The following is a 17,361-nucleotide window of genomic DNA, read 5'->3' as shown; positions in this document are numbered from 1 at the left end:
TATATACATGCATAAATGTTAACGCTTTTTATCTTGAGGTCTCCTTATGTTTGTAGTATTATTTATGGCGCGAAGTGGTTCAAAATTCCTTAGAAGTTTATTGAATCAGCATCCTGATGTTAACGATTTTGGCGAGGTCTTTCATAATAGAGGTGGTGCCTTCAATGAAAATAGAACGTTGTTAAACGTCTTTTCTGAAGTTGCTATGTCACCCTACAAAGTTCCTGGGTTTCAATTCAGATATCCACGACACCCTAGCGAGTTTCCAGAAATTGATACAATTATTAAAAACAGATCTGAGGAAGGTTCATTAAAAATAATTCTTTTGAAGCGTAAAAATAAATTAAAAGCTGCAATTTCTCAACAAAACTCTGAAAGGCTGAAAAGAGAAACGGGAAAAGCGCATCTTTTTAAGTCATCGCTAGCGCATTTTGGCAAGCTCGAGCTTGATGTCAAGAGGGCCTGCAAGGAAGCATTGGATAGAAGTTCCAAGGATAAAGAGTACGTAAGTTGGGCAGAAAGTAAACGCTTGAGATTTATTGAGGTTTTTTACGAAGATATTTGCGATAATGCTGAGTTGGAAGTAAATAAGATATTTTCATTTTTGGGTGTAAGTAAGTTAAAACCTGGCACTCTTAAAGATAGTGATCTTGTCAAGGTAACTTCTGACAATCTCAGCGAATCGTTGAAAAACTATCAGGAGCTTGAAGAAGCTCTCTTTGAGTTAGGGCGCTTAGATTGGATTTATGATGGAGTGTCTGAGACGCAATTGCCTGTAAATTCAGCAGATACCAAAGTTTCTGTTCAAGATAAGGTGCTAGTCAAGAAGCTAGACGTGAAAGCAGGTGGTACACTATACGATTTCAGCTTTGAAATAAATGAAGACAAAAGAATCAATATAAAAATTGATGCACCGAGAGTTAAGACCAACTGTAAGTTTCTTGAGCATGTGCTGGATGGTGATTATATTGTTTGTTCCCAGCCCGATCTAATTAAGTTATCTTATGATGGTGGTAGTACTTGGGTTGATAATGAAGTAAGCAGTCAGTATATGAAGTGTTTTACTCTTAGTAATGGTATTCATCTGCTTCAAACCGACTCGGGCTCTGTGCATCGATACGATAGTGAGTGGAAGTTTTTGGGAGAAGTAGAAGGAGGGAGCTACCCATGGCATGGTACATGGAGTATTGATGAAAACCCTAGCACAGGTACTGTAGTATGGGGTGAATATCCTTACGCCGCTTCTGAGGTTGCATTGTGGAGAAGTGAGAATTCTGGAGCTTTATGGAAAAAGGTACTTTCTGTAAAAGGTGATCCTGATGACCCAAAAGGAGGTGATATCCGCCATTTCCATTTGGTTCAGAAATGCTCAACTGTTAAAGATCGTTGGTATGCGTCCAGTGGAGATACTGAAAATCAATCCAAGTTTTGGGTATCTGAAGACGATGGTATTAGCTGGACGCTTATTCCAATTTATTCAGTACATGGGCAAGGTGCTAGTGATATTCCAGAAAGTCTGAAGGGAAGGTTGTATCGATTTACAGGTATGATACAGACGTCGGATGAGTTGATATGGGCCACTGATGATACCTTTAAAGGGCTAGGCTCTAAGCTCTGCGTTGTGAAAAAAGATCGGCTAGGTGAAGTTTTAGTTGCTGAAAACCATTTGGGAATGAATGAGGTAAGGAATTTCATTAAGTTGGATGATAAGCTTGCACTAGCTGTTTCTGAATCTAAGTTAGACGTTGGAAATGCAACATTAACTTTGGTTGATCTTGAGGATCTATCCATTTTGTCAAGAAAGTTGCTGCCTAATGACTTACTAAACAAAGCCAACTTCATGAATGGTTTGAGTTCTAAGGCTGCATGTAATGGGCGGTTTTTTTGTCAAAACGATAATGTGGTTATTCGACCAAGCTCGATGACCTTGCGTTTTTCGCTGAGCTATCGATGACTGTTTATTATTGGGCGGATACAGACTCTGATCGCAACACCGTCATTGAAACGTTGATGCGTATACGTGATGTTTGGCCATCAGCTCATTATCTTACCCAGCAATTGTGGAGACTGATCTGAGCTATCCTGCGAGCTTCAAAAGCCTTCAGACTGATCATTCCGACTTCACTATGCCGACGCTGCTGATTCCAGTCCAACTCAATATACCGGAGTCTGTCAACATAGTTGCCATATAAAATCACTTCGGTTCTTTACAACCCTGTGATCTCTGGCCCCCGGAATCTGTCAACATAGTTGGTACATGACGTGGTTCTGGCTTTTTAAAACCCTACTGCCTGCGGTACCGGATCCCGCTCCGGATTCAGATGCACTATCTCCGGCAGGTCGAGTCTCCGGATGTCGTCTGACCGGCGCTCCGGGTAGCGCTGCTTCGCAGCCTCGAAGACCTCTCGGCGCTGCGTCAGAATGCTTTTGGCCTCGCCGTTATGACGCTGGCCCTGCGTAACGTAGCGAAGGGCGCTGTGCCAGTGCTCATGGTTGTACCACTCGGTAAATTGCTGAACCCAGTCCTGAGCCTCGGCCAGGGCTCAGGCTGTACAAGCATAACGATGAGTTACTGTCGAATTTGGCAGAAGAGAACTACTGGAACGTTCAAAGCACGGTGGCCAAAAACACTTGACCACTACACCAATGAAACAGGCTTCCAGAAAGTCAGCAATACTGAGCTGCGAAAGCTAGTCCATAAATTGAATGACCGGCCCCGAAAGCGCTTAGGCTATCATGCACTGTCCCAAATATTCTTAAGAAAATATTCAGTAGTTTTGGATACCGTAGGTTCAGCACTTGTTTCTTGGATTCAGGTCTACAGACTGCATTCGTCACCAATTCAAATTCTATTAAGCGGGAGAGCATAGTGAGAAAATATTTCGGAACCGATGGCATTCGCGGCTGCGTAGGGCAGTTCCCCATGACACCTGATTTTGCGATGAAGCTTGGGTGGGCGGCTGGCAAAGCACTATTGCGAAATGGCAGCAATGAAGTTGTCATTGGTAAGGATACCCGTGCTAGTGGGTATATGCTGGAATCTGCTCTTGAAGCAGGCTTTTCAGCGGCGGGTATCAACGTGGCCTTGGTAGGCCCCTTGCCAACGCCTGCTATTGCTTATTTAGCCACAACGTTTCGTGCTAGAGCTGGAGTAGTGATTAGTGCATCACATAATCCGTTTTATGATAATGGTATCAAGTTATTTTCTGATTCTGGGTTGAAACTGACTGACGATCAAGAACTAGATATTGAGGCTTGGCTCGACAAAGCCTTACAGTCTGGCATGGATTGCGTGTCCTCAGAAAACCTTGGTAAGGCGCGACGCATCCCAGATGCTGCTGGCCGGTATATTGAGTATTGCAAATCATTTCTTCCTAATCATCAAAGCCTCAAAGGCTTTAAGATTGTTGTGGATAGTGCAAATGGTGCCGCGTATCGCGTTGCACCGACGGTCTACCGTGAATTAGGTGCGGAAGTCGTCAGTATTCATGACCAGCCTGATGGCATGAATATTAATGATAAATGTGGTGCGACCCATCTTAATAGTTTACAAGCTGCTGTCATAAAGCACGGGGCTGACCTGGGTATTGCCATGGATGGTGACGCAGACCGTTTGATGATGGTAGATCATACCGGTGCTGTGGTAGATGGGGATGAGTTGCTGTTCATATTGGCGCTGATGGCAAAACAAGAAGGTTACGCTGGTGGTGTAGTGGGCACCCAGATGAGCAACTTGGGTCTTGAACTGGCGTTGGCGGAGCTGGAGGTCCCTTTCAAGCGCGCCAAGGTGGGTGATCGTTATGTAATGGAAATGCTGGGGGCTACCGGCTGGCGTATTGGGGGTGAGAACTCCGGTCATTTGTTGAGCCTGGACCACGCAGCGACGGGGGATGCCATCATCGCTTCTATGCGTGTACTGGCTGCATTGAATCAACAGGGTAAGACATTGCATGCTGCCAAGCAGGGTATGGAAAAGATGCCTCAGATACTCATCAACGTGGCTTATGACGCCGCGAAAGGAGCAGATCCGCTCGCTGCCCAATCCGTCCAAGCTGCTGTTCGGGATGTAGAGATGGCATTAGGTGACTCAGGCCGAGTTTTGCTTCGCAAGTCTGGCACCGAGCCTCTGGTGCGTGTAATGGTGGAAGCCAGAGATGTGCGCCAAGCCAATCAACACGCCCAGGAAATTGCTAACGTTTTGGGGTGAAATTGCTAGTCTGGATTTAAGGATATCTGGCAGAGCCATGGTCTCACTCTGTACAGCGAGGGCGAATAGTTGAAATACGGCTGGTATCGGAAGGTCAAGAAACGATCTAGGGCATGCGGGGATGTTATCTTCAAGTTGATTCGTCGCTGGCATGCTAGCTCTCGCCGCTTTCGGCTCATTGAACAGTCAAGTCTATTCGATGCTGCATGGTACTTGAGCCACCCCATGTTGGTAGATAACCAGTCTGCTCGGAGAGCGCCTATCCAGCATTATCTCAAGGAAGGGGCGGCGGCTGGGTTGTCACCAGGGCCTGACTTTGATGGTGTCTGGTATCTCAGACGCTACCCTGACGTCGCCGATGCAGGGTGGAATCCACTGCTACATTATCTGGAGCATGGTAAACGTGAAGGGCGCTTGCCGCGCAAGAACCGTGCCTTGGCTTGGGAGAATCATCTTTGGCGGGGGGCCGACAGTGTTATGTTACCGCGACTTGAGTACTTGTCTCATGATCCTCAGGCCAGTCGCGAAGAAGCTCACTATGCACGATGGGCACTGGCTCGGTGGTGGGCTTGGCGGAAGGATTGGGCACTCGTCAGGCAGTATTTGCTGCCTGACGGGCGGTTGATCGATTCGCCAACACATAGCGGGCCTGCCTTGTTGGCAGTCGAGGCGCTGTTGGCGACTTCCCAGCATGACGTGGCGGTAACATGTTTGTCTGAAAGAGTAGCCTCTGTTGGGACTGACGCTTCAAATGACTCTGCCTCTAACTTTGATTCTGGTCTCCCTAGCCTTGACTCAACAGACCATGCCTCGGACACGGCATTACTGGCTGATGTGCTGACTCATCTTGATCAGTATTTCGGCTCGCGTGCCGATACTGCACTGGCGCATGCCAACGCCACATGTGATCCTTCACAACGTCTGAGCTTGATAAATTTTGCATGGCAAAGCGCGGGGCTTGAGCCGGTGGGCTACCGTAACCCTAGGCTGCCGTTGTGTCTGGATAACCTGGGGTTTACGGATTCTGAGAAGCCTGCATTGGACTCTATGGCTCGACATACAGCAGCATCTTCTTCTGAAGGTGAGTCCCTTGTCAGTGTCATTCTGCCTGCCTACAACGTGGCTGGCACCATTGCAACGGCGATCCATGGTCTGTTTGCTCAGTTCGACGTTCGCCTTGAGCTGTTGGTCGTTGACGATGCAAGCGAGGACACCACCTGCCAAGTCGTGGAGGCGCTTGTTGCCCAGTGCCCGGGGCATGTGGCATTGCACCTCTTGCGACATAGGGAAAACAGCGGGGCTTATGCCGCGCGCAATACCGGCTTGAGACATGCGACCGGTGACTTGATTACGGTACATGACAGCGATGACTGGTCGCATCCACAAAAGCTGGTGCGCCAGGTGGCGGCTCTTCAAGCCCAGGCCGGTGCGGTCGCGAGTTTATCGTCATGGGTGAGAACCACACCGGCACTTCACTTCCATCGCTGGCGTATTGAGGAGGGGTGGGTATATCCCAATATCTCGTCATTGATGGTGCGCCGCACTGCGATAGAGGCATTGGGAGGCTGGGATAACGTCCGTGTTGATGCCGATACCGAGTTTCATGAGCGGTTGATCGCACGATTTGGTCATGACGCCGTCATCGAGGTACTGCCTGGTGTGCCGCTGGCATTCGGTCGAGCGGATGAGTCATCCCTCAGTCAGGCTGGGGCAACCCATCTCGTGACGCGGTTTGTCGGGGTTCGACAAGCCTATATTGAGGCCGCCCGTCGCTGGCATAGCCAAGGCAAGGAATCTGGCGAACTAACGCTCATTCCCGAAGCGTCTTGGCGACCCTTTGCTGCACCGGCTGCGATCTGTCGACAAGCGCTACCCGTTCGTTTTCAGCACCCTCTGGATGTTTTGCAAGCCTCTGGGCTCTTTGCACCGGGCTGGTATCTGCGCACACATCTGGATCTGCAGGATGTCATCATCGAGCCATTGGAGCATTACTGGCAAGCAGGGAGCCAAGAGGGGCGTGATCCAGGGCCGCATTTCAGTACTTCCGGTTATCGCTATTGTTATCCTGATATCGGTGACCAGAATCCGTTATGGCACTATGTGACACTGGGGCGAAGGGAGGGGAGATCTCCATGGCCGGTACTTTCGGGGGATCTGACACGCAATGAACAGTCACCCTGTATTCTTCTATGTGGCCATCAAGCGGGCAGCACCCTGTTTGGCGCCGAGCGTAGCCTGTTGGACGTTCTAAAGGCGATGAATACGCTTGGATGGAATGTAGTGGTGAGCTTGCCCTCGGCTGTCAATGGACCTTATATCGAGGCCCTTAGGGCGCATTCCATGGCGGTCGCGGTATTGCCTTATGGCTGGTGGCAGCGAGGGCGGTCGCCGGAACCGGCTACACTTCGCCATTTTCGGGGGCTGATAAAACGTTTCAAGATTGATGCCGTGCATGTCAACACCATCGTTCTTCATGAGCCGATGATAGCAGCACGTGAAAGTGGGGTGCCGGTAATTGTTCATGTCCGTGAGCTGCCCGAGCATGATTCCGGCCTTTGTCAGACGCTCAATGCTGAGGCTTCTACTGTGATGGCGCGTGTGTGCGGAGCCGCCGATCTCATTATTGCCAACTCTGAAATTACGGCGGAAGCTTGCCGCATGGCCATACACAATCAGCAAGAGGTAGAGGATGACACGTCAGGGGGGCCATCATCGCAAGCGCTGCCACCAATCACTGTTGTGCCCAATACTATCGATATGGTCCCTTTGTTGGCGCTTGCCTTGCGTAATGAGATGCCAGTGACACTAGGTATGCTGAGCAGCAATTTACCCAAGAAAGGCCTTGAAGACCTGGTATCAGTCGCAGCGCATCTCCAGCGACTGATACCCGAATTACAGATCAAGGTGTTTGGGCCCCGTACCTCAGCTCTTGACACCTTGATGGCCCGGCAGGTAGCGGGACTAGTGCCTTCCAATATCTTATATGCAGGCTATGTGGATGCGCCTCAGGAAGCGTTGGCCCAGCTGGATATTGTGGTCAATCTATCGCATTTTCAGGAATCCTTTGGTAGGACCGTGTTGGAAGCCATGGCTGCAGCTCGCCCAGTAGTGGGGTACGAATGGGGGGCTTTGCCTGAGCTGGTCGTCGGTGGCACCACAGGGTATCTCGAAACCTTGAGTGATACTCTGAGTGTGGCGCACCGGATCTTTGAGCTTGCACAAGACCCTATGTTGCGCCTCGACCTGGGGATGGCTGGACGACAGCGCGCCAAACAGTATTTTGATCAGCCAGCAATGGAGACTGCACTATATAAAGCTTATGAAATGTGTGCCGTTTTGTGATTTGTGGATTGGTAGAGTTTTTACTTAACTTAATGGCACATGCTTCCACTTGTCGATCTTTTTCTAGATCGTTCGTTGTTGGCCTCAATATATAAGGAAATTTTCTGTGAAGCTAGCTGTGGCCGCAATTGTAAAGAATGAGGTGGATTGTCTGCCTGAGTGGTTGGCATATCATCGGTTAGTAGGGGTTTCTCAGTTTTTGATAGCTGACAACAGCAGTAATGATGGTACAAGGGAGTTGTTAGCTGCATGCAACGATGTAATATTGAAGGATGTGGTAACAAAAAAAGGTGAGCCACCCCAACTGGCCGCTTATGAATATCTTTTGAAGGCTTGCCCGGCTGAGATTGATGTATTGGCATTTATTGATGCAGATGAATTTATACTTCCTCTACAGAGTGATGTTGGACGACAGGATAAGCCACCATCGATACTACCATGGCTTGAAAGTTGTTTTTCTGACGAAAGCGTTGGTGCGGTAGCATTGAATTGGGCTTGCTTCGGATCTTCTGGGCAAGTCTTTCGGGAGCAGGGCTTGGTGATCGAGCGGTTCACCTCGAGAAGTTATATCAATTTTGGGCCTAACCATCATTATAAAAGTATCGTAAGGCCTGCCAATGTATCTGGATTTGATAATCCGCATCATGTTCGTCTGAAGTACGGCCGATATGTCAATGCGTTAGGTGAGCCTTTAAAACCTCGTATTGCTCAAGATGGAACTCATCGAATAGGACTCAGTGAAGATATTGTTTGGCAAGGTGCTAGAATAAATCATTATATTGTGAAATCGGTTGAAGAGTTCCTTTCCGGTAAGTCCAAGCGTGGTAGCGCAGCTCAAAAAAATTATAACAAAGGACGCGACTATTTTGAGCGGCATGATCGTAATGATGAAGCTTGCACCATAGCAGCACAGATCGCACCTCATCTGAAGATGAGTATTGATAGTGTAGAGAAAGCTTCTGTTAAAAAATTAGAGTCATCTAATTCGAGCAAAGCTGACGTAGTGAACCTTATGTGTGATTTTGGGCGTCGTATTGTTCAAAAGATAGGATTCGGTGACGACCCCACACCTTATCGTTGGACATTGGATTATCCTTCAAGTGAACATGGGTCCTTGTTCTTGCCAGGCGGACGTGTCGTCCAGGGTTGGGTGCTATTACACCCGGATATAGCCTCCACAGTACCAAAGGTAAGAATAATTGCTCGCTGGGAAGATCAGTTTGAGGTCTGTCATCCTCTTGAAATTAAACGACCCGACGTAATAAATAAGATCTTGCATGATGTCGATGATTCACACCCACAGAGACAATGTGGTTTTCGCTTTACCATACCAACGAGAGTTACTCGCTTTTATCTAGAGTTGTTGATTGATGACTACCGTTGGCCTTTGCAGACCGTTAAGTGCGAAGCAGAGCAATGTGATACTGACGCACTCAAAGTGATCGAAGGAAGTGAGGGCTGGTTATTTCTGGATAATGATACTAATGGAAGCGTCGATCAGTATCGTGGGCGTATGCACTTGACCGAGTATGGTATAGAGCGTTGGGGGGGCTATTTTAAAGGAGTTGCCAAAATAGCAAATGATTATGGGTGCCGATGGTCAATGTTAATCGCCCCTGCCAAGGAAACGATAATGGGACCCCGTTACCATACAGCAGTGCAGGATGATAAGCGACCGATCAATCAGTTGCTAGCGCTCTCCGAAGCAACACACGTTGTTCATCCTGAAGCTGCTTTGCTTGCATTGGGTGATGATGCCTATATCCGAACTGACACTCACTGGACACAGCGAGGCGCGATGAAGGCTACTATTGAGCTTGCTGTGGAGCTCGGTCTTCCTCGAGACAAGGTTGAAAACCTCTTTTCAAAAGATCGTTATACTTCAAGAAGCATGGGGGGCGATCTTGGGAACAAGCTTACTCCTCGTCGAGTGTGTCATGTGGATATGTTGAAGTCATTCAGTTATATGAAACATCGACTTTACGACAACGGCTTGCCAAATTTTGGTAGAATGTTGGTGATTAGTTATCCTGAAGCATTGTTTGCGGAAACTTGTTTGATTTTTGGCTCTTCATCGACTAACTCCATGTTTCATTATATTAGCCGTGTTTTCAAGAGGGTAGTGTTTATTCATACTGCTGGCAGTATCGATCAAGATGTTGTCGATTCTATTTCGCCAGATTATCTCGTTGCTCAATCAAATGCCAGATTTCTGTTACAGGTACCTGAAGTTGAGTATTCTCTGACTGATTTGATTGATAGAAAAGTATCTCGACTGGATAGTACTGAGATTGAAAAAATTAGCGATAAAATGCTAGTTTCAGAAGAATCCTCGTTGAATGATGTGGGGATCTTGAAATGGCACCGGCAACTGACTCGAAGTATATCATCCTTTTGAAATTGGCTTTATTAATGGTTGAGTATTGTTGTGTGATTTCTTAGTTTGTAACATATAGATAATGCTTTAGCTTTACCAGAAATTTAGGGATCTCATGGAATTGGTTGCTACAAGAAAAATTCTCCTACTGGGTGGGACAGGGCAGTTAGGAGTAGAGTTACAATCTGCCCTTGCCGATATCGGCCAAGTATACGCTCCCACCCGTGAAGATTTGGATGTTGGGAGCTTTTTTGAGGTATCTAAATGTATCGATCTCTATCAGCCAGATATTATCTTGAATGCAGCTGCCTATACTGCAGTGGATAAGGCAGAAGTGGAAGTGGATAATGCGATGTTAATTAATGCATCACTACCATCTTTACTGGCTAAAAAATCAAGTGAGCTGGGGGCAATTCTCATACATTATTCCTCAGACTATGTGTATCCGGGGACGGGGAGTACTCCATGGACTGAAGAGAGTGATGTAAGCCCACTTTCAGTCTATGGAAGGTCCAAGCTAGCAGGTGATGAGTCTGTCTTGAGCAGCCATTGTCGACATTGGATATTTCGTACCAGCTGGATATATGCTCCGCATGGAAATAATTTCATGCGTACCATGCTTCGTTTGGGAGTGAAGCATGATAGTCTAAGGGTGGTGCATGATCAGATAGGGGCGCCAACCCCTGCCAAGTTGATTGCACAGGTAACATCTGAGGCCATTCGGCAGCAGATCCCAACTGGGCTTTATCATCTTACTGCAGGTGGTAGCACCAGCTGGCATGGTTTTGCACAAGCCATATTTCGTCATGCAATTTCTAGGGGCATTGCATTCAAGATACATCCTGATAATGTGGAAGGCATTTCAACCCAAGATTATCCGACTCCTGCTCGTCGCCCATTGAACTCTCGGTTATCATCGAAAAAACTCGAAACTGAACTTGGGCTTTCACTACCGGCTTGGGATTCTCAGTTGATATTGACGCTGAACGAATTTTTTGAAGAAAATTACCTAAATGATGGTAGTGATAGTGATATTTTATCCGATGCTTAGTCTGAACATGATTTACCTGACTTGGATAATTCTTCAAAGAACTGATGTGAGGTTTACATGATACGTAAGGGGATTGTTCTTGCTGGTGGAACTGGTACTCGGTTGCACCCTATTACTCTGGGCATATCCAAGCAACTGTTGCCCATTTATGACAAGCCTATGATCTTTTATCCGATTTCTGTATTGATGCTGGCAGGGATCAGAGAGATTCTTATCATTTCGACACCAGAGGATTTGCCCCAGTATCAGGCATTGCTGGGGAGTGGTTCACAGTACGGGGTGCGTTTCGAATATAAGGTGCAGTCATCTCCCGATGGATTGGCCCAGGCATTCATCATCGGGGCTGATTTTATCGGTAGCGACCCTGTCTGTCTCGTGCTGGGAGATAACATCTTCCATGGTCAGCATTTTTCAGACCAGTTGAAGCGCGCTTCTCAGAAAAAGTCGGGTGCGACGGTGTTCGGGTATTTGGTACATGATCCTGAGCGATTTGGTGTGGTCGAGTTTGACGACCATGGCAAGGCAATTTCGATAGAGGAAAAACCGGCTCAGGCCAAATCACCTTATGCTGTTACTGGGCTTTACTTCTATGATAGCGACGTAGTGGAGATTGCTCGGTCCGTTGTGCCCTCATCACGGGGTGAGCTTGAAATCACATGTGTCAATAATGCTTATCTACAGCGCGGCGATCTCTCTGTTGAGCGTCTGGGGAGAGGTTTTGCATGGCTAGATACAGGCACCCATGACAGCTTGCTAGATGCTAGCCAGTATGTGCAAACCATTGAACATCGCCAAGGATTAAAAATTGCTTGCCTCGAGGAAATCGCTTGGAACAATGGATGGATTACTGATTCGCAGTTGGAGGCTCAAGCTACCGCTTTGAGAAAGACCGGCTACGGACAGTATTTGCTGAAAAGGTTAGCTGACTGTCATCGTGATAATCACTCCCTGTAGGCTAACTGTATATACTATTGGATAGTGTTGTTTTATTGATTGAGTTGATGTCTTGTTTGCTCTGAGCAATGTGATTAAATCTTTTTGAGGCTGGTATGGAATTCGAATCTTTGAGTATACCTGATGTTGTATTGATTACTCCCAAGGTTCATGGTGATGAACGGGGATTCTTTATGGAGACATTTCGTCAAACTGAATTCACTAAGCATTGTGGTGAGTATATGTTTGTACAGGATAATCATAGCCGTTCTCGCCATGGTGTCCTTCGGGGGTTGCATTTTCAGCTTCAAAATCCCCAAGGGAAACTGATTCAGGTCACCCAAGGTGAGGTTTTTGATGTGGCGGTTGATTTGCGCCAGCATAGCGATACCTTTGGTGAGTGGTTAGGTGTTGTACTGAGCGATAAAAATCGCCAGATGTTATGGGTGCCGCCCGGCTTTGCACATGGTTTTTATGTGATCAGTGAAACAGCTGAGTTCCATTACAAGTGCACAGATTACTATGCCCCCCATGATGAGCACACATTGAAATGGGATGATACACGTGTTGGCATTTCATGGCCTCTTTCCGCCAACCAAGTACCGATTCTGTCTGAGAAAGACCGCGCAGGATTGCCCTTGGAGTCGGTTGCAGTCTTCGCATAGCACTCATGAGGTATTCAAGGTAATCTTATAGGTTGGCACAACCTAGTGCCTTGAAATTATCAGTTTTGCTGGCCCACGAATCGAAAGTCAGGTGAGTGCTTTGTCTACACCCTTATATCTGGAAAGTTCACAGTTTCAGTCTCATACTAACAAAGTGCCTACTCTGTTATCTTTCCCATTGCATATTCGCGTGCCTCGTTATCTACGGGTGCATTCTGGTATCGAGTCCTTGAATGGGGACGAGTGGCGTACTACTTCCAGCGCAGCGTCTTTTCTTTGGGAAGGGCCCATGCCACTTCCTGGTTGGAACATGATCGAAATCGACATGGACCGTTCAGTGACAGGAGCGGTTGCGATCCTTACGCTAGTGACGAAGTATGGTTCGCATGAGGTCGAGCTGCCGTTACGAGCAGGCAAGGTGACACGCCGTATGTGCTGGGTGCCTAGCGGTGTACGCAGTATATCCCTGTGTCCCATCAATACTGTGGGTAATTTTCGTCTCAAGCATTTCCGCCTTGTGTGGTTAACTCCGAGATTCGCCAAGGATCGCCTGATTCAGCGGTTGGTGACTGCTCATCGTCACTTTCGTGGGCAGAAGCACTCACACGTCAGCAAAATACTCAAACAAGAAGCGCGTCGCGGAGGCGAACCTTGGCGGTGCTTGGCACTTCGTCATTATGACAGCACTTTTGTTAGTCTGAGCTCGAAGCATAATTATCGTCAGTGGATCGATACTATTGAATCCATGATGTCGAAAAGTTCCGTGTCTCCTTCGATAACAACTGCCCGTGATGTTGGCAGGGCAAAAGATGGTTTTTTTTCTCTTGTACTGCCAGTGACGAGTTTTCATATACAAGACGCTATTGCCAGCACCCTTAACAGTTTTGTTGCGCAAACGTACACTCAATGGCGATTGTACGTGTTGGCTGTCGGGTTACCCCCAGGGCAACTTCAGTGGCTTGCCTCATTTTGCGAACAGGATGATCGCATACGCTTGATCCATTGTGGTCAGAAAGACCATGCATCAACCTTGGAAGGTTGGTCTGTAGCAATGAGGAAGACTGTAGCGCATAACGAATGGAAAGGCCTCATTGCGGTTGGAGGCGTGCTTTCACCTGACGCCTTGTCTGTATTTGCAGAAATAGTGCACTCTGAATCAAAAGCAAGTATGATTTATTGTGATGAGGATTGTCTGGATGAGCAGGGAGGCCGCCACTCGCCCAATTTCAAACCGGGATGGAATCCGGATTTATTGCTATCGACACCTTATCTTGGACACCTTGCCCTTTGGTCATCCACTTGCTGGGAGGAAGTTTGCAACTCATTGCCGAGTCTTGTTGAGTTTTCACATGATGCAGTCGAGATAATTCATACAATCAGCCTAGAATTGATGTACTTGGCTGACCCTGATCAGCTGTCATCTATAATTCGTGTACCGCGCATCCTGCTGCATGTTCGTGACGATAATCATCAACTCCGCGGGACGGAGTCGCAAAATGGTGAGTATGCTCATCTGAATCGAGTGCAGCGTTACTTGGAGCGGCACTCCTTGGCTGCCACCGCAGTCAAGGGTGCGGCCCTTGATGATGCCGTGTCCTTTAAAGAAGCGAACAGGACAGTCAGGGTACGCTGGGAGCTTCCCGATCCTACGCCGCTTGTCTCCTTGCTTGTCCCTACTCGTGATGGTGTCGAAATTCTCAAGCCGTGTGTGAATGCTATCTTGGCACATACTACGTATCGGAATTTCGAGTTGCTGATTCTCGATAACCAGAGCAGCTGCCCATTGACACTCGAATATATGCGTGAGGTATCCGAGCGGGACTCACGTGTACGTGTACTGCCATGGAACCATCCCTTCAATTACTCGGGAATCAATAATTATGGTGCCCGTGAATCCCGCGGTGACATAATTGGTTTGGTCAATAACGATATCGAACCTGTCAATGGCGAGTGGTTGAGCGAGATGGTATCCCAAGTCTGCCGTGGTGATATTGGCTGCGTTGGTGCCAAGCTCTATTACCCCAACGAGACCATTCAGCATGCTGGCGTGATACTCGGCCTCGGAAGTATTGCCGGGCATGCACACCGTTTCTTCCAACGTCATGAGGATGGGTTCCAAGGTCGTTTGAAAGCGACTCAGAATCTCTCTGCGGTGACAGCTGCATGCCTGCTATTGCGTCGCTCTGTTTTTGAGGAAGTCAACGGACTTAATGAGGAGCATCTGGCGGTTGCTTACAATGACGTTGACCTGTGCCTGAAAGTTCGTGAGGCAGGCTACCGTAATCTCTGGACACCTTATGCAGAGCTGTATCATCACGAATCCATCTCGAGGGGGGCTGATGATACGCCGAAGAAGCGAGCACGCTGGCTCTCTGAATGTGAGTACATGCGCACTACCTGGGCAGAGCAGCTTGATAATGATCCGGCCTACAACCCCAACCTGACTCTCGTCCACGAAGACTTTTCGTTACGCTGAGCAGGGTGCCGTCCCGTTATGCCTGTAGCTGCCCATTGAACATCGTCTTGCAAGGAACGCCATGCCCCGTTCACGATTTCTGCTCAAGGCTCCCCTGTGGGGTCTTGCGCTTTTCACCGGTGCCAAGTCCTTCATCGCCAATCCGCTGATCGGGAGCGAGCGTCTGAACCGCCGCGGGCTGCACGTCTGGCGGGTGAAGGCGGCGTCTCGGATCATGCGCTGGCGCATGGCCATGTTGAGTCGAGGCGTGCCGACAGCGGAGCGTGAAGCCTATCTGCGTGATGGCTACCTGCTCAAGCAGAACTTCTTGTCGCCAGAGCTGTTCGCGCGACTCAAGGCGGAGCTTGAAACCGTGCATGATCACGGCCCCGGTGAGGTACGTGAGTGTTGTCAGGGGGATACCCGCACGCATCGCGTATTGCTGGACCCGGAGACCTTGAGCGAGCTGCCGGTGACTAAGCAAGTGCTGGCTGACCCACAGCTCAAGCGTCTGCTGCGTTTCTGTGCTGGCCATCGCCGTCTGCCCATCGTGCATCTCGAGAAGGTGTTCAATGGCGCCCGCGTGAGTGAAGAGGCAGACCCGCAGAAGTCCCTGCACGTGGATACCTTTCAGCCGACGATGAAGTTCTGGCTTTACCTAGAGGAGGTGAGCGAGCGCAACGGACCTTTCATGTTCGTGCCCCAGTCCACGCAGTTGAACAAGGGCCGTCTGGATTGGGAGTATCACATGAGCCTGACGGCGCGTGAGCATACCAATCGCTATACCCAGAGAGGGTCCTTCCGGGTCGAGGGAGGCGCACTGGCTCGCTTCGGTCTCAATGCGCCCGCCCTGTTCAGGGTGCCTGCCAACACCCTGCTGATCGCGGATACCTTCGGTATGCACGGGCGTGGTCCTGCCGAGGCGGGCAATTCGCGTCTGGCGCTGTGGGGAATGAGTCGCACGACACCCTTTCTGCCGTTGCCGGGGCTGGGCGGCGAATGGCTCAATCGCCTGCAGTATCGTGTGCTCAAGGCGGAGCGGGCGCGGGATGACAAGCGTGCCGCGGCACGTGGTGTCGAGTCTTCCTGGCATGTCGTGACACGTGACTCCTCGCGTGGGCAGGACCCGTCCTGATGTCGGCTGAAGCTTCGCCCTTGGCAGGTGTGCGGTGGGTCGTTCTCAGCGATGCTGCTCGACCCACCGAAGATATCTACTTTCTTGAGTCGGCCGCTCCTGTTCTTCGCCAGCAGGGGGCCATCGTCGAGCGTTTCGACACCCGCCGCTACCACCTGCCGACGCGATGGGCATTGCGGCGCCTGGCGGGTGCCAATCTGTTGATCGTGCGCTCTCTGGGTGAGCGCTGGGTGCGTCTTCTCGAACGTCATCGGGAGCGATTCGGGCGTATCGTCTATCTGATTGATGATGATCTTGGTGCCGTGACCCGCACCAATGGCTTGCCGGCCGCCTATGTAGCGCGTCTGAGCGGCTTGGCGATGCGTCAGCCCGCACTGCTTGCGCTTGCGGATGAGGTGGTTGCCTGCTGTGAGGCGCTGGTGGAGAGGCTTGGGCGAGAGCACGCCAATGTTTCGTTGCTGACACCGCCAATACTTGCGTCAGCAACTGAGCTGGCCGATTTCACACAGCCGGATTGGACAATCGGCTATCACGGTACTCGCGCGCATCGTGATGACATCGCGCACCTGGCGACTGCACTCGCGCCACTGATGGCATCGCATCCCCAGGTACGCCTCGAGATCATGATGGGGCGGCACGTGCCGGAATCATTTTCCGGTATTGCACGGCTGGAGACTCCAGAGGCAATGCCTTGGAAGGCCTTTCAACAATATCAGGCGACACGCCGTATCCAGATCGGCCTCGCGCCGCTTCTGGAGACTCCGTTCAATTGTGGCAAGTCGTGGATCAAATTTCTCGATATCACCGCGATGGGCGGTGTCGGTATCTACAGTCGTCGGGCGCCGTATACCGAGGTTGTCGAGCATGGCGTCGATGGGCTGCTAGTCGGGGACGACCCTAGCGAGTGGCGGACAGCGCTGGAGCAATTGCTGGCTAACCCAGCCGCCACGCAAACCATGGCAGAGCGGGCACGGCAAAAAGCATCATGCCTTGCAGGGAAGGAGAGGTGTGCCGTTTTCTGGTCGGGTATGAGTTATTACGAGGGGTAGCAACATACCTCAAGGTGCTTATCGATAGCTGTCGGGTCCATTCCTGTTAAGAATGTCATTCATGTGTGGGACTTTTACCCCCCACTACATGAAAGATAGCTCATGTTGTGGTGGTAATCTTTGGTGGAGTAATTTCAGCGTGGTGGG

10 protein-coding genes are annotated in these 17,361 nt (G+C 49.5%); all 10 read left to right on the top strand.

Features of this window, described 5'->3' with window-relative positions; translation table 11 throughout:
• The first annotated feature begins 46 nt into the window (after window positions 1-46).
• The 10 genes from CLAM6_RS10775 (at window position 47) to CLAM6_RS10730 (ending at window position 17,214) form a co-directional block, all read left to right on the top strand.
• Window positions 47-1,954: a sulfotransferase domain-containing protein gene (locus CLAM6_RS10775; protein WP_153636068.1), complete on the top strand. Its 1,908-nt coding sequence runs from the start codon at window positions 47-49 to the stop codon at window positions 1,952-1,954.
• Window positions 1,955-2,866: 912 nt separating this feature from the next.
• Window positions 2,867-4,207: a phosphoglucosamine mutase gene (gene glmM, locus CLAM6_RS10770; protein WP_153636902.1), complete on the top strand. Its 1,341-nt coding sequence runs from the start codon at window positions 2,867-2,869 to the stop codon at window positions 4,205-4,207.
• A 225-nt stretch (window positions 4,208-4,432) separates the two neighbouring features.
• On the top strand, window positions 4,433-7,549 hold the full coding sequence (locus CLAM6_RS10765) for a glycosyltransferase (RefSeq protein ID WP_153636067.1): 3,117 nt from the start codon (window positions 4,433-4,435) through the stop codon (window positions 7,547-7,549).
• Window positions 7,550-7,655: 106 nt separating this feature from the next.
• Entirely contained in the window at window positions 7,656-9,947 is a 2,292-nt protein-coding gene (locus tag CLAM6_RS10760) for a glycosyltransferase family 2 protein (protein ID WP_153636066.1), read from the top strand.
• Window positions 9,948-10,041: 94 nt separating this feature from the next.
• Complete coding sequence (gene rfbD, locus CLAM6_RS10755; RefSeq protein ID WP_153636065.1) at window positions 10,042-10,977, top strand: dTDP-4-dehydrorhamnose reductase; 936 nt, start codon at window positions 10,042-10,044, stop codon at window positions 10,975-10,977.
• A 57-nt stretch (window positions 10,978-11,034) separates the two neighbouring features.
• The gene (gene rfbA / locus CLAM6_RS10750) at window positions 11,035-11,931 is read left to right on the top strand and encodes a glucose-1-phosphate thymidylyltransferase RfbA (protein ID WP_153636064.1); all 897 of its coding nucleotides are present in this window, start codon (window positions 11,035-11,037) and stop codon (window positions 11,929-11,931) included.
• A 95-nt stretch (window positions 11,932-12,026) separates the two neighbouring features.
• Window positions 12,027-12,575 (top strand): dTDP-4-dehydrorhamnose 3,5-epimerase, encoded by a 549-nt coding sequence (gene rfbC / locus CLAM6_RS10745; RefSeq protein WP_153636063.1) that lies wholly within the window; start codon window positions 12,027-12,029, stop codon window positions 12,573-12,575.
• A 289-nt stretch (window positions 12,576-12,864) separates the two neighbouring features.
• On the top strand, window positions 12,865-15,051 hold the full coding sequence (locus CLAM6_RS10740; protein ID WP_153636062.1) for a glycosyltransferase family 2 protein: 2,187 nt from the start codon (window positions 12,865-12,867) through the stop codon (window positions 15,049-15,051).
• Between the two features lie 61 nt (window positions 15,052-15,112).
• Window positions 15,113-16,165, top strand: coding sequence for a phytanoyl-CoA dioxygenase family protein (locus CLAM6_RS10735; protein ID WP_153636061.1), 1,053 nt, complete (start codon window positions 15,113-15,115; stop codon window positions 16,163-16,165).
• Window positions 16,165-17,214 carry a glycosyltransferase family protein gene (locus CLAM6_RS10730; protein ID WP_153636060.1) on the top strand — a complete coding sequence of 350 codons (1,050 nt, stop codon included), beginning with the start codon at window positions 16,165-16,167 and terminating at the stop codon, window positions 17,212-17,214. Before CLAM6_RS10735 ends, CLAM6_RS10730 begins: the two co-directional genes overlap by 1 nt.
• Window positions 17,215-17,361: the final 147 nt, after the last annotated feature.

This window comes from Cobetia sp. AM6 (assembly GCF_009617955.1).
Taxonomy (GTDB): Bacteria; Pseudomonadota; Gammaproteobacteria; order Pseudomonadales; family Halomonadaceae; genus Cobetia; species Cobetia amphilecti.
Note: the sequence above shows the minus strand (reverse complement) of the source record. Positions and strands in the feature narration are given on the sequence as shown.

Coding starts and splice junctions, on each gene's coding strand:
- CLAM6_RS10740 (WP_153636062.1), top strand. CDS start 12,865: ATGCCACTTCCTGGTTGGAACATGATCGAAATCGACATGGACCGTTCA.
- CLAM6_RS10775 (WP_153636068.1), top strand. CDS start 47: ATGTTTGTAGTATTATTTATGGCGCGAAGTGGTTCAAAATTCCTTAGA.
- CLAM6_RS10765 (WP_153636067.1), top strand. CDS start 4,433: ATGTTGGTAGATAACCAGTCTGCTCGGAGAGCGCCTATCCAGCATTAT.
- rfbD (WP_153636065.1), top strand. CDS start 10,042: ATGGAATTGGTTGCTACAAGAAAAATTCTCCTACTGGGTGGGACAGGG.
- rfbA (WP_153636064.1), top strand. CDS start 11,035: ATGATACGTAAGGGGATTGTTCTTGCTGGTGGAACTGGTACTCGGTTG.
- CLAM6_RS10730 (WP_153636060.1), top strand. CDS start 16,165: ATGTCGGCTGAAGCTTCGCCCTTGGCAGGTGTGCGGTGGGTCGTTCTC.
- CLAM6_RS10735 (WP_153636061.1), top strand. CDS start 15,113: ATGCCCCGTTCACGATTTCTGCTCAAGGCTCCCCTGTGGGGTCTTGCG.
- rfbC (WP_153636063.1), top strand. CDS start 12,027: ATGGAATTCGAATCTTTGAGTATACCTGATGTTGTATTGATTACTCCC.